The 23,419-nt window shown below is 46.6% G+C and carries 37 protein-coding genes; 5 read left to right on the top strand and 32 right to left on the bottom strand.

All coding sequences use genetic code 11. The annotated features are described in order from the left end of the window. Positions 1–7: 7 nt before the first annotated feature. The 27 genes from P3L56_RS21605 to P3L56_RS21475 all read right to left on the bottom strand — a co-directional run bounded on the left by P3L56_RS21605 (position 8) and on the right by P3L56_RS21475 (position 17,246). Positions 8–340 (bottom strand): hypothetical protein, encoded by a 333-nt coding sequence (locus P3L56_RS21605; protein WP_166267808.1) that lies wholly within the window; start codon positions 338–340, stop codon positions 8–10. Further along, on the bottom strand, positions 337–798 hold the full coding sequence (locus tag P3L56_RS21600) for a hypothetical protein (protein WP_042847339.1): 462 nt from the start codon (positions 796–798) through the stop codon (positions 337–339). The genes P3L56_RS21605 and P3L56_RS21600 overlap by 4 nt, the downstream gene beginning before the upstream one ends. 54 nt (positions 799–852) lie before the next feature. Further along, positions 853–1,374 carry a hypothetical protein gene (locus P3L56_RS21595; protein WP_042847341.1) on the bottom strand — a complete coding sequence of 174 codons (522 nt, stop codon included), beginning with the start codon at positions 1,372–1,374 and terminating at the stop codon, positions 853–855. A 106-nt stretch (positions 1,375–1,480) separates the two neighbouring features. Continuing rightward, positions 1,481–1,906: a hypothetical protein gene (locus tag P3L56_RS21590; RefSeq protein ID WP_042847343.1), complete on the bottom strand. Its 426-nt coding sequence runs from the start codon at positions 1,904–1,906 to the stop codon at positions 1,481–1,483. A 499-nt stretch (positions 1,907–2,405) separates the two neighbouring features. After that, a complete protein-coding gene (locus tag P3L56_RS21585; RefSeq protein WP_162762208.1) occupies positions 2,406–2,732 on the bottom strand; it encodes a hypothetical protein in 327 nt (108 codons plus the stop codon). 30 nt (positions 2,733–2,762) lie between these two features. Then, a complete protein-coding gene (locus P3L56_RS21580; protein ID WP_162762209.1) occupies positions 2,763–3,245 on the bottom strand; it encodes a hypothetical protein in 483 nt (160 codons plus the stop codon). A gap of 420 nt (positions 3,246–3,665) precedes the next feature. Next, on the bottom strand, positions 3,666–4,016 hold the full coding sequence (locus P3L56_RS21575) for a hypothetical protein (RefSeq protein ID WP_042847355.1): 351 nt from the start codon (positions 4,014–4,016) through the stop codon (positions 3,666–3,668). 67 nt (positions 4,017–4,083) lie between these two features. Beyond that, positions 4,084–4,605: a single-stranded DNA-binding protein gene (gene ssb / locus P3L56_RS21570; protein WP_052219401.1), complete on the bottom strand. Its 522-nt coding sequence runs from the start codon at positions 4,603–4,605 to the stop codon at positions 4,084–4,086. Between the two features lie 248 nt (positions 4,606–4,853). Beyond that, on the bottom strand, positions 4,854–5,285 hold the full coding sequence (locus P3L56_RS21565; protein WP_042847357.1) for a hypothetical protein: 432 nt from the start codon (positions 5,283–5,285) through the stop codon (positions 4,854–4,856). An 8-nt stretch (positions 5,286–5,293) separates the two neighbouring features. After that, positions 5,294–5,578, bottom strand: coding sequence for a hypothetical protein (locus tag P3L56_RS21560; RefSeq protein ID WP_042847360.1), 285 nt, complete (start codon positions 5,576–5,578; stop codon positions 5,294–5,296). A 110-nt stretch (positions 5,579–5,688) separates the two neighbouring features. Next, a complete protein-coding gene (locus P3L56_RS21555) occupies positions 5,689–6,609 on the bottom strand; it encodes an SPFH domain-containing protein (protein WP_042847363.1) in 921 nt (306 codons plus the stop codon). 23 nt (positions 6,610–6,632) lie between these two features. Next, positions 6,633–7,064 carry an NfeD family protein gene (locus P3L56_RS21550; RefSeq protein ID WP_042847366.1) on the bottom strand — a complete coding sequence of 144 codons (432 nt, stop codon included), beginning with the start codon at positions 7,062–7,064 and terminating at the stop codon, positions 6,633–6,635. 282 nt (positions 7,065–7,346) lie between these two features. Further along, the gene (locus tag P3L56_RS21545) at positions 7,347–7,508 is read right to left on the bottom strand and encodes a hypothetical protein (protein WP_162762211.1); all 162 of its coding nucleotides are present in this window, start codon (positions 7,506–7,508) and stop codon (positions 7,347–7,349) included. 50 nt (positions 7,509–7,558) lie between these two features. Further along, complete coding sequence (locus P3L56_RS21540) at positions 7,559–8,464, bottom strand: hypothetical protein (RefSeq protein WP_042847368.1); 906 nt, start codon at positions 8,462–8,464, stop codon at positions 7,559–7,561. Beyond that, positions 8,461–8,988 carry a hypothetical protein gene (locus P3L56_RS21535; RefSeq protein ID WP_042847371.1) on the bottom strand — a complete coding sequence of 176 codons (528 nt, stop codon included), beginning with the start codon at positions 8,986–8,988 and terminating at the stop codon, positions 8,461–8,463. Before P3L56_RS21535 ends, P3L56_RS21540 begins: the two co-directional genes overlap by 4 nt. Before the next feature lies 1 nt (position 8,989). Then, positions 8,990–9,628, bottom strand: coding sequence for a hypothetical protein (locus tag P3L56_RS21530; protein WP_113767330.1), 639 nt, complete (start codon positions 9,626–9,628; stop codon positions 8,990–8,992). Next, a complete protein-coding gene (locus tag P3L56_RS21525) occupies positions 9,625–10,215 on the bottom strand; it encodes a hypothetical protein (RefSeq protein ID WP_042847373.1) in 591 nt (196 codons plus the stop codon). Before P3L56_RS21525 ends, P3L56_RS21530 begins: the two co-directional genes overlap by 4 nt. A 161-nt stretch (positions 10,216–10,376) precedes the next feature. Further along, positions 10,377–10,928, bottom strand: a complete 552-nt coding sequence (locus tag P3L56_RS21520; RefSeq protein ID WP_162762212.1) for a hypothetical protein — start codon at positions 10,926–10,928, stop codon at positions 10,377–10,379. A gap of 147 nt (positions 10,929–11,075) precedes the next feature. Beyond that, positions 11,076–11,681, bottom strand: a complete 606-nt coding sequence (locus tag P3L56_RS21515) for a DUF2913 family protein (RefSeq protein ID WP_042847377.1) — start codon at positions 11,679–11,681, stop codon at positions 11,076–11,078. A gap of 161 nt (positions 11,682–11,842) precedes the next feature. Beyond that, positions 11,843–12,433, bottom strand: a complete 591-nt coding sequence (locus tag P3L56_RS21510) for a hypothetical protein (protein ID WP_166268309.1) — start codon at positions 12,431–12,433, stop codon at positions 11,843–11,845. A 63-nt stretch (positions 12,434–12,496) separates the two neighbouring features. Next, positions 12,497–13,036: a hypothetical protein gene (locus tag P3L56_RS21505; RefSeq protein WP_042847383.1), complete on the bottom strand. Its 540-nt coding sequence runs from the start codon at positions 13,034–13,036 to the stop codon at positions 12,497–12,499. 14 nt (positions 13,037–13,050) lie between these two features. Continuing rightward, the gene (locus P3L56_RS21500) at positions 13,051–13,755 is read right to left on the bottom strand and encodes a hypothetical protein (protein ID WP_042847384.1); all 705 of its coding nucleotides are present in this window, start codon (positions 13,753–13,755) and stop codon (positions 13,051–13,053) included. A gap of 28 nt (positions 13,756–13,783) precedes the next feature. Beyond that, positions 13,784–14,173, bottom strand: coding sequence for a hypothetical protein (locus tag P3L56_RS21495; protein ID WP_042847385.1), 390 nt, complete (start codon positions 14,171–14,173; stop codon positions 13,784–13,786). 88 nt (positions 14,174–14,261) lie between these two features. After that, positions 14,262–14,588 (bottom strand): PerC family transcriptional regulator, encoded by a 327-nt coding sequence (locus P3L56_RS21490; protein WP_042847386.1) that lies wholly within the window; start codon positions 14,586–14,588, stop codon positions 14,262–14,264. Positions 14,589–14,877: 289 nt separating this feature from the next. After that, positions 14,878–16,086, bottom strand: coding sequence for an IS4-like element ISVsa5 family transposase (locus P3L56_RS21485; protein ID WP_001339197.1), 1,209 nt, complete (start codon positions 16,084–16,086; stop codon positions 14,878–14,880). 118 nt (positions 16,087–16,204) lie between these two features. Then, complete coding sequence (locus tag P3L56_RS21480) at positions 16,205–16,552, bottom strand: hypothetical protein (protein ID WP_042847387.1); 348 nt, start codon at positions 16,550–16,552, stop codon at positions 16,205–16,207. A 130-nt stretch (positions 16,553–16,682) separates the two neighbouring features. Continuing rightward, on the bottom strand, positions 16,683–17,246 hold the full coding sequence (locus P3L56_RS21475; protein ID WP_042847388.1) for a recombinase family protein: 564 nt from the start codon (positions 17,244–17,246) through the stop codon (positions 16,683–16,685). Between the two features lie 184 nt (positions 17,247–17,430). Between P3L56_RS21475 and P3L56_RS21470 the strand changes: the two genes are divergently transcribed. The 3 genes from P3L56_RS21470 to P3L56_RS21460 all read left to right on the top strand — a co-directional run bounded on the left by P3L56_RS21470 (position 17,431) and on the right by P3L56_RS21460 (position 19,239). Further along, positions 17,431–17,781: a type II toxin-antitoxin system RelE/ParE family toxin gene (locus tag P3L56_RS21470; protein WP_042847389.1), complete on the top strand. Its 351-nt coding sequence runs from the start codon at positions 17,431–17,433 to the stop codon at positions 17,779–17,781. Position 17,782: 1 nt separating this feature from the next. Further along, complete coding sequence (locus P3L56_RS21465; protein WP_042847390.1) at positions 17,783–18,082, top strand: helix-turn-helix domain-containing protein; 300 nt, start codon at positions 17,783–17,785, stop codon at positions 18,080–18,082. Positions 18,083–18,222: 140 nt separating this feature from the next. Further along, positions 18,223–19,239, top strand: coding sequence for a hypothetical protein (locus P3L56_RS21460; RefSeq protein WP_042847391.1), 1,017 nt, complete (start codon positions 18,223–18,225; stop codon positions 19,237–19,239). Between the two features lie 50 nt (positions 19,240–19,289). Here P3L56_RS21460 and P3L56_RS21455 read toward each other — a convergent pair whose 3' ends face one another. The 5 genes from P3L56_RS21455 to P3L56_RS21435 all read right to left on the bottom strand — a co-directional run bounded on the left by P3L56_RS21455 (position 19,290) and on the right by P3L56_RS21435 (position 21,773). Continuing rightward, complete coding sequence (locus P3L56_RS21455) at positions 19,290–19,691, bottom strand: hypothetical protein (RefSeq protein ID WP_042847392.1); 402 nt, start codon at positions 19,689–19,691, stop codon at positions 19,290–19,292. A gap of 431 nt (positions 19,692–20,122) precedes the next feature. After that, positions 20,123–20,647 (bottom strand): hypothetical protein, encoded by a 525-nt coding sequence (locus P3L56_RS21450; RefSeq protein ID WP_052219403.1) that lies wholly within the window; start codon positions 20,645–20,647, stop codon positions 20,123–20,125. Positions 20,648–20,680: 33 nt separating this feature from the next. Beyond that, positions 20,681–20,899: a hypothetical protein gene (locus P3L56_RS21445; RefSeq protein ID WP_042847394.1), complete on the bottom strand. Its 219-nt coding sequence runs from the start codon at positions 20,897–20,899 to the stop codon at positions 20,681–20,683. A 273-nt stretch (positions 20,900–21,172) separates the two neighbouring features. After that, the gene (locus tag P3L56_RS21440) at positions 21,173–21,487 is read right to left on the bottom strand and encodes a hypothetical protein (RefSeq protein WP_042847396.1); all 315 of its coding nucleotides are present in this window, start codon (positions 21,485–21,487) and stop codon (positions 21,173–21,175) included. Between the two features lie 76 nt (positions 21,488–21,563). Beyond that, entirely contained in the window at positions 21,564–21,773 is a 210-nt protein-coding gene (locus P3L56_RS21435) for a hypothetical protein (RefSeq protein WP_042847397.1), read from the bottom strand. A 215-nt stretch (positions 21,774–21,988) separates the two neighbouring features. On the opposite strand from P3L56_RS21435, the gene P3L56_RS21430 reads away from it, so the two are divergent. Beyond that, complete coding sequence (locus P3L56_RS21430; RefSeq protein ID WP_094962948.1) at positions 21,989–23,146, top strand: PAAR domain-containing protein; 1,158 nt, start codon at positions 21,989–21,991, stop codon at positions 23,144–23,146. Further along, on the top strand, positions 23,136–23,399 hold the full coding sequence (locus tag P3L56_RS21425; protein WP_042847398.1) for a hypothetical protein: 264 nt from the start codon (positions 23,136–23,138) through the stop codon (positions 23,397–23,399). Before P3L56_RS21430 ends, P3L56_RS21425 begins: the two co-directional genes overlap by 11 nt. Positions 23,400–23,419: the final 20 nt, after the last annotated feature.

The following is a 23,419-nucleotide window of genomic DNA, read 5'->3' as shown; positions in this document are numbered from 1 at the left end:
CCTTCTGTTAACGCAGACAATCCGCCATAGTAAAATATCCGAGCCGCCGCATCATGTCGTACATCTGGCGGGCTTTACCGTTAGGACCTTCGTGCTTACCCAATTTGTAGATCAGAACGCGCATCCCCATCAACACACTTTCTGTATCGGGTTCACCTTTGAGCAGGGGCTTATCTGTATTCTCCAGCCAGGCTCCGTGCTGTGCAAAATGCAGAATATCCCCGGCCAGTAATTCAGGCTGCTGTAACATAAGATGGCAAGTAGTGAGTGCAAACTGAGTTGCTTCGGCTTCACTGACGTTCAATGTAATTGCCAGATCAGCCGCTGAATTAACGGTCATAGTGCATTCCTTTCCCATGCCTCTGGGTTCCCTCCCAGCGTCAGCACCAACGCCTTGAGTCTTTCCGTTTCCGCATCCGCTTCCAGTCGTTCAGCACGAAGGCGCTCATTTTCAGCTGTCAACTGCTCGTTAGCCCCACGCTCAGAGTTAACTTCATCTTGAAGTCGCTTGAGTTCAGCCGGATTGTCTCTGTCTTGCTTGGCTTTTTCACGGTAGAAAGTCAGTTGCTTGCCGAATGAGACGTTCAGTTGCTGGAGGGCATTAAATTGGCGCAACAAACCTTGATAGTCAGGAGCCGGGGAATAGCTGCCTTTGTAATCACCGGACAGGTTAGCCAGCGTTGAGATCAGCTGTGTGATGAGCTCTGAGGGGGCCGTGACTTTTCGCAGATTGTCAGCACAGACCCCTTTCTCTTTCAGCGTCTCAAGTGTTTGGTTCAAAATCGACTTCATGTTCATGATGAATTACTCCGGTTGCTGATGTTGAAAAAAGTTCACTCACCTACGCGAGCATTATGCTGACCAAGGTTTACCCACCGCATCTAATGCGGCGATAACGGTTTGACGATAGGCGGCAACTGCCCCCGCGACCTGTGCGGTATAGACCCTGTCAGAAGATAAATCGACGGGTTGGTTGATGTGCTCCACCAGACGATCCAGCGCCGCAATTAGGTGCGTGACATTCTCATAGCCAAAATCACTGTCTGCCCGGTCATACAGGGCGATGACGGCATGGTGATGTTCGCCATGCTCTTCGAAGTGCTCGCGAAATTCGTCAGCCAACGCACGCATCGTAGCGATAGCGGAATGCGTTTCGGGTGTCAGCAATTGCGATGCCGGTTGTTTCAGGCGAGCATGGTGGCAGCGGACCCAGGCATTCCATTCCACGTTGAGGTCGATACGTTCAGAGTCATCATCATCATCGACAAAGCCTGCGGCTACTAGCTCAGCGGCCGTGGCGTGGTTGATGTTTAAGCGCGATTGCAGATCCTGTATGAACAACTGCCGCAGGTTCAATAAGCATGGGTCTTTCATGGTGTGTCCTTCTGGATAATTTGAGATAGCATAACGTGGGTGATATGGCTCACGAAATTTTTGCGTAGAAAACCCGCTGGTTTAGCGGGTTGATGATCTGGCTGGGTTACTTGGGGCCACTAAAGGTGTTTTCGATAACTTTCTGACTGCGTTCAACCCAGTCGCTGCTGTTTTCACAGTTAACGTTGGCTTCGAATACCTGGCGTGCGGATGTGTACATGGGGCTGTTGTACCCCCCACGATTGGCAAGCATGACGCGGATGCCGTTGAGGTAGGGATAAATCGGGTCCTGCAAGATAGTCTGATCCACATCACCAGCTTGCTGACAATGCTGGGTGCGCATTTTAATAATGTCCTGAGCAACCTGTAAGCACTCAGGGCAGCTGGCTTTGTAGGATTGGAATTCTGCCATTGATTTTCCGGCAACAGGTCGCCCACTCGCATTGGTAGGAATTTCAGCAAAGGCACTGGTCATACACAATGCGGCAATGGCTCCGGCCAGAAATGGTACGCCACGGATACGTTTAAACATGTTTTTTCACCTTGTTAATGTTCACCCAGACGGGTAGCTCGATCCTACTACGGACATGATTTCCACTCGCCCGAAAAGGCCAACAAAACGAGGACTAAAAACGATGACATGGAGCCAGGCTAAAGATAGCTTATTCATATCGTATATGATTAGGCGTAAACATGGAAAACACCACGCAACACCGGAACTCATCGTTACAACAAGACGTAATGTACGTATTGCTTAAAATTAGGGCGCGTAACAGCAATCCAATTCCTTTCACAGCCATCTTCTCGATCCTTAACAAAGGCCGTTCCCGTGAGGTAGAACGCCCCAATTTGCGCATATCTTGTAGAACGTTGGTGGAGCGAAGGCTGTTGCTCAAGTACCGTGACCCACGCTCACTAAAAGTCGCGTACACATTAAGCGAGATTGGCATTGAATTGGCAGAGACTATCCGCAAAGGGCGCGAGGACGAATGAGGAAAAGAAGACCGGCACAGGGCGTGCCGGTTCAAAGGCTAACCTAAATAACGACGGCTAATGGAAATAACACTGCGACGACGAGCTGGTAATAAAGCTGCTTGCTTATCAATTACACGCTCGGCATTATCGACTTGAAACTTCACGCGGTAGCCCTTCCCTATCAGCGCTCGCCGCATGTGTCTGTCCATTTGGTCACGCGACCAGCCGAAGGCAAATTCACGATCACCACCACTACCAGATTGAGGCCCAGCGATGATATCGCGGACCCGTTGTTTCAGAAACTGACCACGAAGGCCGTATCCGGACAGCTTCCGGCGTAGCTTTTTAGTCGTCATTGAGTGCGTAGACTGTCCGTTTTTCACGTTATTTCTCCACTTGTTACGCCCAAGGGGCTAATTGATACGTTGGCCTGGCATTGGATTCGATCTGTCTCCACGTAGTGAGGCTTTGATAATCCCTATGGATTGCTCAATGCCACGGGTATCTTGCCCTTTATTGGCAAGGATGTGCTTTTGCTCATTCAGCGCCATGATGGCATTTTCAACACCAGCACTAAACACGTCAGTCTTCACCTTTTCAGTGGTGATAACACCATTGGTGACAGCCTCAAATCCATTAACGATTTCGTTAAGTGCCAATGCGCCTTCTGGCTCAAATTGTTGGTAGTTGTGTAAGTCAATGAACGGCAGCAGGTTATCCAGCAGGCCGCGTAGCGCATAGAACATTGTCAGCAGATACAGGTTGTCATTCTCAGTCGAACTGTTATCGGCGATTTTTTTTGACAGTGTTTCTTGGGCTTTCGCGTTATACCGAGTTGCCCAAGCCTCACTCACGCAAGCCAAGAAGCGTTCCCCTTCTTGTTCGGTCGCTTCCAAACTCGGGACGCCAAAAGAACTTGGTAAAGCCTCTCTCCAGGGGATCCGAGATAAAAACCTCCATTAAATGGCTATTTTCAGCCAGGAGGGTATGTTCATGGTGTTGAGCGCCCATCGCGAGTTCATTCAGGGCTTTAGTTGTTTTTGGGTCAATCATGCTGATTTTCCATATCAGCGGGATGCGTATGCACTGGCGCGCGGCCATGTCGCATGTGGTACAGGGTATCGCGGTGCTGTTTGGCATCCATCGTGTTATTGTTTTTGTTTCCCCAAGACAACGATGAAATTAATTTTTTGAAGAACGCTTTCAATTTAGCCTCTCTGATTTACGGCAGAATTTATTTCTTAATCAGTGATATCTGCGAGTGAAAAGTGGTAACACAAGAATGCTACCACCGGTTTAACCGCTGTCGAAACACCTTATCTCGGCAACAATCCACAATCTCCGGCAATGGTTAAAACGTCACCATTGCGGATCACAACACCAATGTTACGGATATGCTCAATCTTGCCTGCCGCACATTCACTGGCCTGCGCCATTTGCGTAACCAGCTGGGAAGATGCTGCGGTAGCCTTATCCAGTGCCGCTTCAGGGGTATTCAGGAAGAATACATAGAATGTAGCAACCGCCCCCAGCATGACCATCATCACACTACGAAACAGCAATGACGCAACAGCAAAGCCTGCCACAGCAATCCCCGCGTAACTGAGTGCCTGGCCGATACTACCGTTGTTGAGAATGGCATTCAGTGATGCCTGTATTTCGTTCATGTCAGACTCCGAGAGATAGAAACAGTAATGCAGCCCGGAAGGCTGCATAACGGAACGATGGTGGATGTTAGAATGGTGGGTCGTCGGTATTTGGCGCACCCCAACCGCCTTGGCTGTGCTGTTGCGAATTTTGTTGCGGAGCACCCCATCCTCCTTGCTGGCCGCCAGGTGCATTATTCGGTTGATTATTTGCCTGGCGGGGGTTTTGCTGGTTCTGTTGCTGCCCGCTGGCAGGGGCTGAACCGAGCATTTGCATAGTGCCACCAGAAGCCGGATTGACTACGATCTCAGTCGTGTAGCGATCCGTGCCGCTTTGGTCTTGCCACTTACGCGTGGAAAGTTGTCCTTCGATATATATTTGCGAGCCTTTGTGCAGGTACTCACCAACAACATCGGCTAATTTTCCAAAGAAAACAACGCGATGCCACTCTGTTTTTTCTCGTTGCTCACCCGTCTGCTTGTCACGCCAGGTTTCAGATGTTGCGATTGAAATATTGGCTACAGAGCCACCATTTTGCATTGCACGGAGTTCGGGATCTTGGCCGAGATTCCCGACAATGATGACTTTGTTAACACCACGTTGTGCCATACGACTATCCTTCTGGTATTGATGGTTGACTGAATTACCATCTTTATTTTACGGATGTGCGTCAGATGACAAACCTTTAAGGGGGACAAAATGGGGTGCTTTTCCAGAAACATTCTTAGGGAAAGGAAAATAAAAAAAGCCCGGAAGCCGGGCATGGTGATCGTTATGTCTAACGAGGTAAAACACTTTTTTTATATTTAATAGTGGTGCTGGCTAACTGTATTGCATTCCCTGGTGAGGCGCAATTGCTATAGGAGTTGTGATGCCAATTCCGCAGCATGTTTTTGAGCAATATCAGGAATATCGATGGCAGAGATAAGCGCATGCTTAGCGCCGTCAGCACTGACTCCGTACACCACCCATCGTAGCGTATCGCCAGGCGCTGCAACCAGCTCATCGACATCGCCGCTCGCCGGAAGATCAATGATTTCGTTACCGATACCTTCGGCACCGTAAGCAATGCGGATAAAGCCGTGCCCTGTTCCCAGAGGCAATTCGTTAAGGACAAACTCACGTAGCGACACGAGTTCTTTCTCAGCGGTTTGTGTTGCCAGATAATGAAGGTTTGGGATGCGGCTTAAAATTTCAGCCGCACTGGCGGTGTCGCGGGTCGTGGACATCAAAATATAAGCAGCCCACAGAGCGCCAGCGTTGAATTCATTTGAAGTTAGTGTAGTCATGGGAGTCCTTATCTTTTTTGTCGCTTGAAGCTTTCGCTTCCATATTGTTTGAAATATTCAGTGAAGCCTTTATCGCTTTCACGCGTTGCAGATTCAGCGGCCGCAGTTGCTTTTCGCATGTCACGCTCGGCGACTTCTTTGCTCAGCTGCATATATCGAGTCATGTTGTCAGAACTGGGATCCGTAACCACCTCTTCATAGGCAGATTGGTAGCGTTCATCAAGTGATAACCCAAACGTGGTTGAACATCCTGCCAGAAAAAAAGCCAGAGGTAAAATGATTAATTTATTCATGTGGTTACGCCATTTTCAGAGCCAGAGTCTGTGTTTCGTTTTACAGATTTTGAGAACCAGACTCGGGCTTTCGTTTCTGATAAGGCCACCAAAGTGATGGCCGATTGAGGTTATTTGGACACAGCAGAACCGACAGACATCAGGGAACCTGCATTGATGAGACCACCAACGCTTTGCGCCAAATCAGCGGGCATAGCCACCACTTTCGCGTTAGGGCTGGTTGCCAGCACAGAGAGAGTCTCAATATAGTTGTTCGCTAACTGGAAACTCATTGCTTCGCGCCCCCCCTCAATCGTGAGTGCTTCAGCCAATTTCGACGAAGCTTTGAATTGCCCATTAGCCAGCGTTTCCAGCGCAGTAGCTTCGCGAACAGCCGATTGCTGCTTCGCCTCTGCATCCAGGATCATGGCTTCCTTCTTGCCTTGCGCCTCCATAATGGCAGCATTTTTATTACCGGCCGCGAGCTCTTCGGTCGCTTTGCGTTCACGAACCGCAGCAGCTTGCTTTTCCATTGACTTCAGCATTGAGTCGGAAGGTGTAATATCCTGAATATCCACAGTACGCAGGCTTAGGCCCCAATCAACCATCTGCACGTCCATACTCTGACGTAAACGTGCGGCCAGTTCGTCACGGTTGGTCAGCGTCTCATCGAGCTCCATCCCACCAACGGCGTTGCGGATCGTGGTCATGACCAGATTACGCACGGCGGTGTTGAAGTTATCAACCCCGTAGGCAGCTTTTTTCGGATCTGCGACGCGAATGAAACAAATCGCATTAACCTGCGTCATGGCGTTATCTTTTGTGATGGCTTCAATGCCTTTCACTTCGATCATCTGATCTTTCGCCGACATACGGTAGGCGATGTTATCCAAAAACGGGATCAGGATGTTCAGTCCGGGATTTAACGTCGTATGGTATTTACCCAGGCGCTCGACCACCCATTGGTCCGCCTGAGGCACGATGCGCACACACTGGTACAGCGTGATACCGAGAAACACAACAACAACAGCAAGACTGATAAGTCCAATCATGTTTTTTTCCTATCCAATCAACGTTATTCCGCAGTCACTGCGGCGACTAAAACAACACCACTACCAACACTCACAATTCTGACACGAGCGTCGCGTGGCAGCACCTCTTGTGATTTACACGGCCATTGCTGGTTACCCTGAACCGGCTTTGTCAGCAAAATCACACTTTCCCCACCTTCCGGTAACGCAAATGCCAATTGACCGACCTCGCCGATCAATGGTTCTTCCACGTATCGCTTCGGCTTATTGCGTGAGAACTTCACCCAGAAAAACGCACAACACACCGTTGCAATGCACCAAATGCTAATCTGCCACTGCAAACTCACATCAGGAGCAATCAGCGTGATAGCTGCTGGAATTATCGCGGCCAGCGCCATCCATAGGCCAAAAAAAGTCAATGTGAACAGCTCAATAATGCCAAAAAGTGCGCCCAGTCCCACCCAAATCCAAACCACTGTAACCCCCTTAAAACATCTAACCGATCATAAAAACGTAAGCGGCCAACTTGTAGGCCCCGGTGCCGGATAGCAGAGCAATTAAGCCACAGAGAAATGACCACTCTTTTTCACGCCTGCGCATGACAAGGCCATCTGCCCGACTGCACAAATAAGGCATAAGTGACAGCCCCAAAAATGTCAGGCAGGTAATGCTCAGCAATGCAGCAATGAACGTTAGCAAATGAGCAACCTCTCAGGTGGTCGGATGAAGGATACAAAAATTACGCAGGACGCTCAGCATTAAACGTCCGCAGAATGGGGACGAAAAAAGTACCAGGCGACAATGCCCAAATCAGCAGCAATCCAAGGGATATAAGCCCAGGAATGATAGCTGTCTGGAGAAATGGCAATCCAACTGAGTTGCACCAGTAGTGTGATAATACTGAGCAGCCAAAATGTCATGAGATACCTCAACGATAGTGTTAGTTCGTATGTAGAGAGTTAATCACGAGTCATTCGGGTGACGAAGTTTTCAGGACCTTTTGGGTTACTCCTTCAACGAATTTCCACCGATGGCCGCGACCTTCAAAACCATAGGCTTCACATTCGTAGCCTTGGCGCATCAATGACGTGTTTATGCCGCTGACCGCACTACTCCGGCTCGCCCAGTGATAGCCACCGTTGACGTTTAACCAGTCAACAATCTCAGCAACATGCCTTTGTTTACCATCCCCCATCAACGTTTCAATACGGATCATGGTGCGTTTCCAGTCGGTCATAAATTGTCCCGTGCCTGTGGTGCCCGCAACGGCGATCCGCATATCGTCGTGAAGCTGAGCCCGCAAGATTTTCCCTTGATGACGAGAGCCAGGAACCATGCGAGGTTCAAGCTGAACCCTGAGAGAGTAATGGGCTTCACTGATCTTTTCGGTGACTCCGTCATAACGCAGTTTTCGTGAAGGCGACTTCTCAACTTCCAGCAAACCGATACCCCACTGACGCATGAGTAACAATGGAAAGTCTCGGCGGGCAGACGACTTCTTACAGGCCACATAGATGAGATGGGGAAGGCCTACCTTGTTATTGCGATATGGATAGAACCAGGCCATAGCTTGTTCCAGTACCGGCAAACCGATCGCTTTTTTGCACTCAATGACCTGTACAAAAGGACCTTTCGTGGCAACAAAATCAGGACGCTTTCCGTGGTGTTTTAAATGTACTTCGGGATAGACCTCCCAATGCAGCCACTTCATCCAGGCTTCAACGCACGCGGCAATTTCAGCTTCCGTCATATCGTTGCTGTCAGGCGAAGCGAACTCAGGCTGGTGAGGCAGGTAAGTGGTAAAGCTACATTCCACACCATCATGCGTACCGAAACGTCGGTTGTGTTTAATCATGTGGTCAGCATAGTGACTCATTGGGCATTGACCTCCTGATCTGCCGCAAACATCATTGATAACGCGATAGTGACCTGGGTGACTGTGCGATGGCTAAACGCCATGATATATGCCTGCGCAGCGGCACGAGCGTTCTCGTCTTCCACCTGCGCTATAGTTATGAAAGCTTCGGTATGGCTGGTGGGATATACCCAGCCAGCCCACCAGCTTAACGTGTAATTGAACAGTAGAATAAATGCTGTGAATAGCGTCCAAAGTGTTGCAAACGCAATCAGGCATAACATCATGCACGACAGGAACAACGCGGCCAGTGAATGCCAGCTGTCTACATCAGTGGTGATGACCCGCACAACAAACCCGACGGCACTGGCCCAGAGTGCAACAGACAGTAACCCACGTTTTCGATATTGCTGCTTCGCACCATTTCGCGCCATCATGATTTTGAACCACAACATGAAGAGCGTCAGATAGACTTTTTGTGTGAAAGTGGCGTTAGCCCAGTGAGGACGCACGCTCTTCTCCAGATACTGGTTGGCGTATTTCATCTTAACGTTGGCTCCAGTCGTGCTTCAGTGCAGATATGCTTGGGCGCGGGGCTTTGCCTATCCACTCGCAGCAGGTGAACCAGAATCGGTTAAATTTGTAGGGGATGTGGGTGTAATACCGATCGCCGTCATCTTCTTTGATTTTTTCACCGGCAATGACGGGGTGTTGGTGGCAGAACGGGCATGCCGCTGCACCGTCTGCCATTTCTGGCGCGATCGGGAATTGTGTAGCACCTAACATTTCCGGATCACCCGGCATGCGATGACGCCAGTGGGTGCCTTCTGGCAAGGTGATGAATTCATCGTCCAGTACGTATTCAAAGGTTGGCATCAAGACGTGATGCACACCGTGTTTACGCCAGCGTAACTGCGCCAGAAATTCAACTGTTTCCTCCGGCTTGGATTCCATCGGGACACGGAAGCGATACACGCCGGGAGTGCTTGGTAACCCTTCCCCCTTGGTGCCCACGGGATGCCAACAAACGTTCGCAGTAGGAATTGGATTGTGGTTGGCGTCATCCGCCATTGGTGAAAATGATTGAGAGTCAAACATGATATTCAGCACTCCTTTCGTGCAGATCGCTTTACCGAGTTGAATGAAAACACGCAGGCGCGCGCAGAATGACGAGGGTAGTTTCATCGGCGCACCTGCCCTACAGTGGCAATGCCGTGCAAGATAAACTCTGGAGGGGATCCGTTTTCAATGCGATAGATGGATAAGAAGACAAATAGCGCAACCCAGACAGTCATAAGCGGCGAAAGCATGAACGGCAACACTGTCCAGGTGGTCAATAGGAGCAGGCTCAACGATGCCCCTGCCACAATGAAAATCTGATAAAGCACCAGCTTGTAGTTGGCGACCATACGCAATAGCGCATGTGTCCGAAAGGTTGCATTATGGCGGAAGTTGCGAAACTCAATCCACATCAACCCGATCCAAAAGACATACGGGCTAAGACTGGCAGCGGCGTTAATCAGTAACATATCCCGCAGCGCCATCATCACTGAAGCTCGGTTGGTCTGTGAATATAATTGCCCTTCCGCAAGCAGGTGTACGGCACGAATAAACCCGTTATCCGCAATGTTCAGCAAGAGAACAATGATCGCGAAAACACCGAAGCCAATACGCAGAGCATTGTGTGACATTTCAGAGGTTTTCAAGCCCCAACCGATAGCGGATGTAGCCCCACAAATATAGCCGACACCCAATAGCGTTGACTGTGTCAACGAGGTTTCCTCAAACCCGGCCAGAGAGAACCAGCAAAGGCAGAAAACGCACATCACGCTAAGGCAGCACAAAAGACTACGTCGAGAGATGAGCGGGTAACGCAGTGCGCATGCCGCAATGTGTTGAAGCTCAGCAAACGGAAGAATAAACAAGCTCCGCATCAGCCTGCCCTCCGGCTTTCCAAAGCCAGTCGATTCCGGATCAGTGTGTAACGGTCATGGAAAAGGTGGCTTTCTGCAATTCCACTGGCCTGGCGACTACAGAACCAAGTCACATCATGAACTTGTGCATAAGAGACGTGTTCTTGCTTGTTCAGCAGTACAATGAGTTCACGAATGACGTCTTCTGGCGCACCACTGGCCGCGAACCGAAGCAAAGCTGCATGCGTAAACGGGGTTTCAATCGCGGAGATTTGGTAAAACAGTCCACCAGGATAACGCGCTAATGCGATCATTGAGACCATCACAGCGGAAGCTGCGCCTATCAGTGTCAACAATGGCATTACACCACCCATCGCTATAAAACTGGCCCCAGCGCTCACCATCGTCATTCCCGTGATCAGTGCAGTTGTTCCGGCCAAATTACGCTTCATGGTAACGCGGCGCATGCCCTCTAACGAGATATGACCCGCTCTCGCTTCCTGTTCAAGGAAATGCGAAAGGGACTCGTTGTACTCGGTGCCGGGTGTAATACTGCCTCTAAATTTGGACATAGTGCCCCCTGTGCTTGTATTACTGACAGGTTAACCCTGAGGCACTGACTGACGAAATTAAAAGGGCAGCAGAATGAGGGGGTTTTAAGACAAAAAAAGAGCCTTTTATTGAGGCTCTCTTTTGTGAAAATGGTGCAGCGCTTAGCGCTAATCCGGTAACGCGAGCAGGTGATAAAACGGCTTTTGCGCCAATTCCGTATTGGATAGGCCCCAACAGCAAGAAGCCAGCAGCGACTCCACTTTGTCCACCCTCCCTGTTAACACCACTTCGACTGGGTCGGTTTGTGTGCCGTCGTTATTGAAACCGGAGTCTAATGAGGCTTTTCTGATCCGTAGGTAGTCCGTATTTGCATTTAATCGTGCCGCGTCCATCTTCAGCCATTCCACTTCCGTTAACAGTGAGTACGGCCAGCCCATTTGAGACAGGGTACCCAAGATCGTTGTCAGCCGATACAAGTCGTTTTGAGTGGTCAGCTTGCCAGTCCCGCTGTCGTACAAGTATTGAAGCTTTTCCTTCAGCTTGGCATTGGTGGGGTGATTCTCACCTTGGCTGATAAGCCAGCGCAAGTCAGGGGCAACGTCCTTGTGAAAACGCTTTTGACGCATTGCCTGCTTCAACCATTCGAAGAGAAAAAGGTGCTCTTGTATATTTCCGTTAGCACGGCCATCTCTTTTGGCAATACCCAATGCGGTAAGCGCACACCAGGCAAGGTGCGCGCTCATTTGGTTTAAGGTCGTCTTTGTTTGGTTCATAACGTCAAGTATTGCCTATATTTCTCTTTTGTTTACAGCGCTATTTTACCCGAAATCTCACTGATATTCATGACACAGTTGCCCTGGGGCTGAGTTAAGACGTTAGTCAAATGCGAAGTCTTTAAAAGCACACTGACTACGTTAGCACCTTTTTCGCAATGTTAGTGGTCTGGGTGTTCTAACGAAGGTGTATCCTGAGTCAGACCCGTTTTTGCAATACTGTCAGTCAGCGAATTAATATTTTTTTCCATCTTAAGACGAGCATCGTGATTGTCTTTTTCTTTTTTTGCCCGGAAAAGCATGGCATCCACGGCTCGGGTATGCACCGCGCTCATCGGCACGCCGGACATGACAACTGCATTGAGATAGTCAATGGCGGGACGCTCGTCCTCTGGCCCATAGCCCAATTTGTCGTAGGCATCCTTAGACACCGTATAAAGCAATTCAATTTCACTGACTGTTAACAGAGCCTTGAACTTAGGCAAAGCCCCATAGAAGAACAGACGAGTTAAGACCAGGATGCTACCACAACCCAGCGCGTAGTACCCCGCCAGATCCATTACACGGTGAAATTCTGAGTCACCGAAACCGACCAGATGGGTACATAAATAAGTAAAGCCATACAAGACCACAAAAAATAACATTGGCGTCAGCACAGCCGACAAGAGGATATTTTCAATAAACACAGTGACCTTCAGCATACGGCTATTACTCTGCCGTTGCAGGTACAGTTGAATGTCTGTCTTATCCATATTCATCATGCTCTCTTTGAGCGCTCAAACCGTTCGTGTTAGACGGTCTGAGCGTTACGATATTTAGGGGCGGCTATACGACCGTTTTGTTTTTTCAATGGCAGATTCGAATGTCTGGCTCAAGGCGTTCAGCTTGGAATCACGTTCATCCGCCTCGACCAATGCGTTAATTTTTCGCCGGTGGCGATAATTCATTGGGATCCCTTCCCTGATCAGAGTGTCGAGGTAATCAATACCCGACTTTTGTATTGACTCTGAACACCCCATTTCTTGGTATACGCTGAACGTTTTGGAACAAAGCGCCTCGATTTCACTTACTTCCAGCAGCGGGCACAGGCGTGGAAACACACACGAATAGTACAAATGCACAAAGGCCAGCAAGCAGACACAGCCCCCGGTAAAGAAGCACAACGGGATGAATAAGAGCTCATCCACAATTTTCGGCATGATGATCAGGTGAGCGATAGAAAACAGCAACGCCATGATAAGGAAGGAGATAAGCGGTGGTGTGAGGATGCAGTCCATCAGACGTGTGAACTTCAACAACCCACAGGAGCTTTGACGTTGTAGGTACAATTTGATGTCAATTTGTTCAGTTTTCATGTTGTCCTCTTCGGTTAACGGTCGTTTGCTTTTTTCTGTACATCTTCACATTTGGGCGAAACCCCGTGCGAGCCCTGCTCTTGCGCACTCAGGATCCACCAGCCATTTTCGACTTTATGCCTTGGGCTCAACCCGTCATCATCCGCCCAACGCATTGCTACCACGAAGTTATAATTGTTAAGCCAGCGGACAGCTGTTTGACAGTACAAGGCATTTTGCAGCATTGCTTTAATGCGATTGCTGATTTTTTTTGCCTCAGCGGGACTGCTCGTTGGGTTGACGTTGAAAATCAGCGCCGGATCTGCCTGCATCATGCTCCAGGTGATAATGTCTGCTTCAGAGACTCGTGCATGGCACTGCAAAAACTCGTTATTTCGGATGGCAATACGCGACACCGCACTTGGCCGAACAGCATTGCTTTCCAAAAGTGTCGGTAATTTATCTCGGTACTGCATCTGGTCAATTTGCTTCGACTGTAATGCCGAATCTGGTTTTTCCAGTGTATGCGACCCGTGACCCGCGATTAAATATCCGGCATGGTGATTGTGCAGCGCCTTGTAAATCCACATCGGGAACCGGTGTTCAGCCGTCATGCTGGTGGCAACAATCAATGCCTGATCGTAATCAGGGAAAAACACTTTTTTATGCGACCCGAATTGAATGGTTTTTGCGCCCATCAATAGTGGTGAGCCTACAGAACGATGATAAGGTGCGGCCAAGGTAGGTCCTCCGATACAACGTTGAAAGTTAGAAGGTACACATCGAGACGTAGCCCGACTTCTCCGATACGTCTTCCGGCTTTTTATCCAACTTGACTTGGCGATCTTCGTCGCGCATTAAATCGTACCGCAACACCTTGGTGCCCAGAGATTTTGACATGTCTCGGCAATGGATAAGGATGTGAACACGATTGGGTGGCAGGTGCGGGAACCGCTGCAAAAGGATTTTTGTGAACACGACAAACGACGTTTCATTGGTGTCAAATCCATATAGGTCTTCCAGGATGAAGTAAGTGTGATTTTTATTTCCCAACTTCCCCGGCTCAGGGCACAGCTTGACGCGAAAATGAATGGCCTCGCAGGACCATTCACGGTGCGGCAGCGCCATGAGTACGAAGTCTTTTAGTAAAGTGGACATAGAACCTCTCTGGTTGTGTTAGTTGCGCCCTTGGGCGATAAAAAAATTTTACGGGCAGTGATCCCGGTGACGAAATAAATCAGATCTGTTACAGGCAAGAGTTGCTTTTCACACAGAGGCGTACATACGCCGCTTCGACTTTCTGATGGATTGACGTAATGTCGTTGTGAATGTTGCTAAGTTCGATCCGCCTGGCATGGTAGGCGTTGGATAGTTCTATGCAGCGAAAACGTTGAGCCGCGATGTACTCGGCATGACTGGGGTTTTCCTGCATCGCAACGCCCCACTGCTTAGCAGCACGTAAGTACAAGTGTTTTGCCTCAAGCTCAAGTGCGATTTTGACTGCATCCACCTCGGGCAAATACTGTTTACCCAGGCGGTCAACGATATTCGATAAAACCTTCCTGCGTGCCATCAGACCAACTCCTACGGATAGTTGAAATATTGTACGGAATTGAGAGGATGGTACGATCGGTTGGGAAGTTGACGAAGAGAAAAGCAGGACAAAACGAGCGCCTTTTATTGCGTCTCGTTTTACGACGTCGCTAGCTTGGATATTAAAAACTTAAGGGGCAATTCAAAAGATTCTTTGTAGAATCTAAATTGTACTAGCACTGACTTGTGCTCGATGCTACGGCAAATCACAAATCAATTTTAAATATTGGCCTGTACTAAATATTCATATAAAGCGCTGAGAGATCCCCTCATAATTTCCCCAAAGCGTAACCATGTGTGAATAAATTTTGAGCTAGTAGGGTTGCAGCCACGAGTAAGTCTTCCCTTGTTATTGTGTAGCCAGAATGCCGCAAAACTTCCATGCCTAAGCGAACTGTTGAGAGTACGTTTCGATTTCTGACTGTGTTAGCCTGGAAGTGCTTGTCCCAACCTTGTTTCTGAGCATGAACGCCCGCAAGCCAACATGTTAGTTGAAGCATCAGGGCGATTAGCAGCATGATATCAAAACGCTCTGAGCTGCTCGTTCGGCTATGGCGTAGGCCTAGTCCGTAGGCAGGACTTTTCAAGTCTCGGAAGGTTTCTTCAATCTGCATTCGCTTCGAATAGATATTAACAAGTTGTTTGGGTGTTCGAATTTCAACAGGTAAGTTAGTTGCTAGAACCCATGGCTCCTTTGCCGACGCTGAGTAGATTTTAGGTGACGGGTGGTGACAATGAGTCCGTGTCGAGCGCTGATTTTTTCGGCCTTTAGAGCGAGATTTATACAATAGAATTTGGCATGAGATTGGATTGCTTTTAGTCAGCCTCTTATAGCCTAAAGTCTTTGAGTGACTAGATGACATATCATGTAAGTTGCTGATAGGTTTCCAGTTTTCCGCTCCTAGGTCTGCATATTGTACTTTTCCTCTTACTCGACTTAACCAGTACCAACCCAGCTTCTCAACGGATTTATACCATGGCACTTTAAAGCCAGCATCACTGACAATGAGCGGTGTGGTGTTACTCGGTAGAATGCTCGCAAGGTCGGCTAGAAATTGGTCATGAGCTTTCTTTGAACATTGCTCTGAAAGCGGGAACGCTTTCTCATAAAGAGTAACAGAACGACCGTGTAGTGCGACTGAAGCTCGCAATACCATAAGTCGTTTTTGCTCACGAATATCAGACCAGTCAACAAGTACAATGGGCATCGTATTGCCCGAACAGATAAAGCTAGCATGCCAACGGTATACAGCGAGTCGCTCTTTGTGGAGGTGACGATTACCTAACAATCGGTCGATTCGTTTGATGTTATGTTTTGTTCTCGCTTTGGTTGGCAGGTTACGGCCAAGTTCGGTAAGAGTGAGAGTTTTACAGTCAAGTAATGCGTGGCAAGCCAACGTTAAGCTGTTGAGTCGTTTTAAGTGTAATTCGGGGCAGAATTGGTAAAGAGAGTCGTGTAAAATATCGAGTTCGCACATCTTGTTGTCTGATTATTGATTTTTCGCGAAACCATTTGATCATATGACAAGATGTGTATCCACCTTAACTTAATGATTTTTACCAAAATCATTAGGGGATTCATCAGTATAAAGCGTTCTATGCCCCGGATTTATCTAGCACCACAACAGCTGGATTACTCTTTATATTTTTAATAATGATTCTGCCGTTGTTATACACTATAGTACGATGAGTTTTTGTTAGAGAGTCATCCCAATAACAAGGGTCGGAATCAAGATCTTTCCAATCATTTGGATTGTTTTCTTGTGGACGAAAAACCCCCATGCGAGTAGTGAAATCATTTTTAGGAAGACCATAAAAATCTTCAACCTCTGCCATTATACGAACCAGCAGAGAGAGCGCCTCTTTACGATCAGCAACAGGGGGGTGAGCTAGAAGTTTTTCGAAAAACAAATTAAGACGAACAGCTCTTGGGGGAAACGCCATAAAACAACCTCCAAAGTAATTAGTGATAATTGAATACCCATTGGATAAGAATCAAATCCCATATATTACACATTTATAACATGTTTTCATGTGGGGAAAATTATTTTGTGTCATTTAGCTATCTATTTCTCTATGTTATCCCACTCCTTTTCTCATTGATAATTTTGTAAACGGTTGAACGCGCAATCTGCATTTCTTTGGCAATGACAGTACCGCCTAACCCGCTTGCCTTCAGTTCTAAAACTCGTTCACGGTCAACCGACCGTTTGCGTCCAAATTTAACACCTTTGAGTAATGCTTCTTGCCGCCCCTCGTTTGTTCGTTCAAGGATTCGTTGTCTTTCCGCTTCAGCAACTGCTGATAAAATGGTGACCACCATCTTTCCCATTGAACCTTCCGTGCTTATGCCATCATCCAAAAATCGAACAGCGACACCCATTGAGTCAAATTCTTTTATTAGTTGGATCATGTCTGCGGTGTCTCGGCCGAGCCGGTCTAACTTTTTCACTAGGATAATATCACCCATCTCAACTTTAACTTTGAGTAACTGTAATCCTTCGCGATTAATATGGCTTCCCGATTCTTTATCGGTAAATAAACGGTGCTTTGCAACCCCAGCATCAATTAACGCTTTTTTCTGAATGTCAAGCGATTGTTGGCTGGTGGATACCCTAGCGTAACCAAAAAGACGCAAAATGTGTCTCCTAATTCATTATCGGACATATAGTGTCTATTAATTAAAATAATCGACTTAATAGACACTATTTTATTATTAATTTCAAGTGTCCGAAATATTATAACATATCGGACATTAATTAAATTGACAATATACCTTCCAGGTTATATCATTCATTATAACTCGGAGGTTATATATATTTATGTGGGAAATATTAACGAGAGATCTCTTTGATTCTTGGTTCGAAGAGCAAAATGAGGAAACTCAGATTGAAGTGTTGGCAGTGTTAATGATTTTACGTGAGGATGGCCCCAATCTTGGACGCCCTCAAGTTGACACCCTGAAGGGCTCACAGTTTCCCAACATGAAGGAACTGCGAATTCAGGTTGGTGGTCATCCGATTAGAGCGTGTTTCGCATTTGACCCAATTCGTCGTGGCATTGTGTTATGTGCCGGTGATAAGAAAGGAAAAGATGAAACCCGTTTCTACAAGAAATTAATCAAGATGGCCGATGCGGAATATGCAGCGCACTTATTAGAGCAGGAGAAATAACATGTCCACTTTAAATGAACTACTTGCAAAACAATCCCCCGAAACGCTGGCAAAAATTGAAGACCGAGCAGAAGAAATCCGGCGTGAAATCACACTAGCTAAAATTCGTGAGGAACTGAAACTTTCTCAAACTGAGCTAGCTCAATCACTGGGCGTTTCGCAACCTTCTATTGCTAAGCTTGAAAATGTTGATAACGATCCGAAGCTTTCAACTCTGAAGCGCTACATTAAAGCTTTAGGCGGTGAACTTTCTATCGATGTAACGTTACCGAATGGTAAGAGAATTGGATTGCATCTTTGAGCATAAAGCCTCTCAAGTTCATTTATAAATAAAAATATCTTTATTAAGCATGTCAAGGAGGAGTACATAAAAAAAATGGTGGCGCTGTTGCAAATTAAGGTGAAATTATGCATGTCAATTCAATAAGGTGAATTTTAGTGATGCAAAATATTGATGAACAAGAAATATTAGAGTTAATGATTGCGAATTATTCAAACTCTAAGTTTTCTCAAATAACTGAGCTGTTAAGGATGTCTAACAAAGGCAATGACTTATTGATGGAGTTTAGTAAATATGAAAACAGATTAAATTATTACCTATCTTTAACTTCTATTTATCACACCATAATTAACATATCTTCGATTTATGCTAGCCTAGCGCTACTTGACAATGATGGCGGAATTAAAAGCCCATCATCTAACCCAAAGGGTGTTTCAAGAATGAAGCTAGAGCCTTTCGTTGGTTTGTTGATTATCCAATTTCAAAAATTAGCAGAAACACATATAAAATATACAAAAGTAGTCAAAGACGAGAAAACAAGAATTTCTAAAGAAGAGAGTGAGTTGAAGATTTTTGAATTTATAAAACGCATAAAATCAATACGTGAATTTCAAAATTTGCGTGACGGCTCATTTGCACATCCATTCGAATTAAGAAATGAAATTAAAGTTTATAAGAACCAGGATATTGCTGAAACTTTTCAAAAAGCTATAACTGAATTCTGCGCCCCTGATATTCAACTAATAAAAGATAAGCTAGTGAATATGGTAAATAAAGAAACTTGTACAGGGGCTACTTATTTTAATAAATTAATGCTTTCTTTGCCAGAGAGCGAAGTTAATGAAAAGGAAGAATACAAAAAGATTATCAAAAGACAAGAGAATACATTTCGTGAATTTACTTCCTCCGTTAATAAGCCTGATTCTTTCAGTAACTTTAATTTATTGTTTCATGGTTTTTTATCATATTATTTTTGTGGATCTAATTTGGTTATAGAAAAAAATGAATTGAAATATAAAACAACAATGAAGGATTGTGTTTTTATTAAGTCATTATATGATTACTCCGAATATGTTAAAGTGAAATATTTAAGAAATATTGTGATCTATCTTTTGAATGAAGACAAATCATTTAACGAGCTACATCAAAAAGCCAGAACGTTAAAAGACAGTATTTGATATAAGTAACTGTTTTTCTATTCATAAACCGCCCCAAGAGGGGCGTGATGTCACTTTTCTCTATAAAAAATAAAATAACATTTTTGAATGCGCATGCTGTTGTTGATGTAACCGCAAAGACCTTCTCTGCCATTAGCGTCACGGCCGATCCACAATCCAGCCAGGCGCTTGTCTGGCTTTTCGGACAGTACATAGACCTTATTGTTGAATCGCTCTACGCTTGCTTTTGGCGTGCCTTCTGGAATGTTAAACTCACCCAGGTGCGCGTAGCTGTTCAGCCGCAGAACCGTAATACTGCCCTTTTCACCAGGCTCGGCTTGCTGCACTGATTCTTTGGTTGCCTGCCCAGCCTTCCCGGCGTAGACCGTGTTTGGGTCAAACTGTGGCGCAGCAAATGCGCTGCCGGTTAAAATGATTAGCGCCCCCACCAGCGCCAGGATTTTAGATTTCATCGGATACCCTCGTTGGATGCGCCCTATACCGCTTTAGGCGCAGATTATCAGCACAATCTCACACCCCCACGGCATGTGAATGGCCCGTATAAAGAGCTCCATAATTCAGGAGAAAAGGCGTTTTTTCAATACGAGCGGAGGGAAAGCGCTACGAATTGAGGACGAAAAAGGCGATCCCTGCACAGGCAATGCAGGTAGTCATCACCAATACCCCGAAATAGCGATAAAGCGATGAGAGGAATATGAAGATAATCAGCCCAATCAGAGTCGCGAGCCAAACACCCGGCGCTATCCCGAAGGCATACCAGGCATCAGCTGGAACCCAATACCTCGGCCAGTAGATAGAGATGAGCGCCTTGCCAAAAAGAATGCATCCAAACAACAGACTGATCAGCAGAGCATAGTGGAAAAATCGAAAGTAGAGCCCACCACTACGCATTCGGCTTTGGCTCGTAGTCACCTGGTTCAGTGGCAATAACTTCACCCAGTTCGGGGCTGTACCGGAGTAATTCGTTTTTATCCAGGTACTCAACGTGGCGTTTTGTTTTGCTGTTCGAGAAGCCGAGCTCATGCGCCAGCATATTGATAGAAGGACCGATGCCGGTGCGCTTCATCATGCTTTTCACCGCTTTGATAATGGCTTTACGATCTTCTGTCAGGTACACCTTATCAGTCAGTTCATCATAGCCCTGCCCTTTAGCAATACGCATCGTTCTGGCCGTGGTTTTCTCTCCATCTATAATGATACGGCCTTGCTCATGCAGCTGCTTCACACGCCGGGCAACCAGCCCCTTTGAATAACCCAGGGCCTTACCGATATCATCGTAAGTTGGTGGAGCGCCCTCTTCTTTGATGCATTTAACCAGGTAGTTAAATAGCGTCTCCAGATGGGCTGAAGGGACTTTAGCTTTCGTCACCAGTGGCTCAGTTTCGTTTGCAGGTAGTTGGTCTGACATGATCTTTGGTCACCTCAAGCAATATTAGGCTGGTTATGGTAATGGGCGGATCCGGGTCACACTGGCGTTAACCTGGCTTACCGGCGTTTTGCCTTGCAGGAGAGTTCTGGTTTCAGACAGTGAGATTAACGCATCCTCCAGCAATTGAATTTCTGCGTCGGAAGAGGCTTCACTAATGGCTGAATTAATCCTTTCGCCGACTGTATCGAGCTCCTGAATCACACTCGAAATGACACCAGTAAGATGAGACATATACCACCTATTCGTTATGTTTACTCTATTGTAAAACAGCGCTCAAATCCAGATGTTTAACGCGCTTTCTCATGCCTGCTCTGAGAGACAATTTCCAGACCCAGACTTGTGACCTCATAATGACAGCTGCCTTTATGCTTCAGGAGTTGCCGGGCCACCAATGCGTCAAGAATGATCCGGCTCCGGCTCAGTGTCTGAACGGTTAGTGGGCAACCCGGCCACCATTCTCCATCCTGCTGGTTAACGATATCGTGCAGCAACGCGTGCTGAAGTTTACCCAGTGGTGACGACATGGTTTTTCCTTTTCAATGCGGCTCGCCGGGCTTTAATGCGGGCGTGCGCTTCGGCTTGGGGATCGGTGCATAATTGAATCGCAAGTAAGAGCTGGTGGCGCTGCTTCCGTTCATCAGCGGTCATAAAATTGAGAGCAGTAAAACCGACGGGCATGGTGCCGTGGATACGGTAGCTCTCATCGAAGCGCGCTTGCGCTGCTGCGCTGAGCGCATTGAAACGAGCAGTGACTTCATCTCGGCCAATGTCATTGAACAGTGCGATAGCGCTCAGTTCGTCTTGGGGCGTGCTGGTCATAACGATTTGCCTGTTTGATTTGTTTACCCCTTCATTGTCACATCAGACCGTCCGGTGACGAAGGGGTTAGGCGAAGTTATTCAGTCCAGTGCGTGAGCTCGTCATCCACGATGTAATCAGCTTCATCCTGCTCAAACTCTTCGGCATCAGAGATGCTTTCTAAAGACGACTCAGCCCAATCACGGCATTGGGCCTTCCGCTCATCCTCACTACCGAACTCCCAGGATACCGAACGGGACAGCCAGGCGTTGTACAGTAATTCAAGGTTGTTTGCTTTAGTGCTCATAAATCTCTCTGATAATAATTAGATCGGTTATGAATGGTTACCTACACAAGTAAAGCATGAGGTGTACGCTCGGCGAAATTCCTGGCAGGAATGGAAATGGGAAGTTGGTGTATTGTAATGATTAGATTATTTATAGTTAGATCAATGTCTGGTATTAATATATTATTTTCGTTAATTAATTATATATCACTACCATATCACACATTGGAGGTGTTATGTCTGGAGTAAGACCCATCATTATGGGTAAGGCAATGGCTTTAAATGGCGACAAAACAACTACCGGTGCAACATGTATTGCAACCATAGAAACTGTAACGTGCTTTAATAAAAAAGCATTAAGAGTGGGTGACCCGACAACAAAATGCCCGAAATGTGGACAGACAGGCACCGTTGTTTCTGGGCAGCAAGGTTTTCTAAATCATGGGAAACTTCAAGCCGTACATGACTCAATTGTACAATGCGGCTGTCCGGCAGGTTCTAACAAGGTTATTGCTCATAGTGTAGCAGCACAAGCCCAGCCAAGTCGTTTTGCAACTCAAGCCCCAGCACCATCAACACCTTCACAGGGAACCAGCTTTGGCAGTCGGATCAACCCCGTAGCGCCAGCACCTTTAAATGGTGAATGCAGGGTTTCAGATAACTTGCTCTATGATGGCGTTTTTGTGTGGACGGAAACATTTGGTTCAGGCCATTCATTTATAACAATCCACAAAAATAATAAAGTCTCATTATATTCATACGGTCGCTACGGAACGCCAGGACCATTAACTTTAACGGGTGATGGAATACTTTTATATATGACCGGTGAGGATGCTCGAAAATACATCAGAGATGAGTTATATATAACGAATGCAAGGGTTTTTAAAATAACAGATGCGGACACAGACAAAACAGAAACTTATTTTAATAACCTTTGGAAATCAGGCAGCATACCTAACCTACCTGAAAAAGCAGGTGAGTTGACTCGTAGAAACGGAAGGTCTATAGATGTTTATGATGTCTCAGGTAATAATTGCACAACTCATACAGTGAAAGGGTTGAAGCAATCTGGCACACGTATATTTGAAGAGAGTTACACTCCAATACGAACGCAGTATCCGGTCGAGCGAGAAGAGGCGTTCACGGTGCCTGTTTCATTCCAGAGTTATTTGAATGGTAAGAAAAATAACTTTAATAAGCTTGATGTAATTGAAGTAACAAATGTCTTTCATGAACAGTACCCAAATATTGACAATCTTACGCCATCAGATAAAGGGACAATGATTCAAATTTTTGAATTTGCCACATCGTCAGCTCAAATTGGTGGAGAAGCAACAAGCTTTGATGGTGGAGAAATGGGTGGAGGGGTATTAGGTAGCACTTATGATAAATAGAACGTTTTTAAGATGGTTTTTGACCATCCTGTTGGTTTTATTATTTTATTTAGGCTTGGCCGTCTTTGATTTCGGGTTTAGTTCAAGCTTTACATACAACTACATGGTGATGGGAGATAATGAACCTATTACCGTTTGGCGTGCTTTCGTGGAGGATTTACGCGCCTACCACCAAAACACGTTGGCTTATGTATATCTGGGCACCCCAGTTTTGCTGGCGCTGTTATTTGTCATTCATAAAAAAATAAGATAGTAACTGTTATGACGAAGTCG

This window comes from Providencia sp. PROV024 (assembly GCF_032709665.1).
Classification (GTDB): Bacteria; Pseudomonadota; Gammaproteobacteria; order Enterobacterales; family Enterobacteriaceae; genus Providencia; species Providencia huashanensis.
Note: the sequence above shows the minus strand (reverse complement) of the source record. Positions and strands in the feature narration are given on the sequence as shown.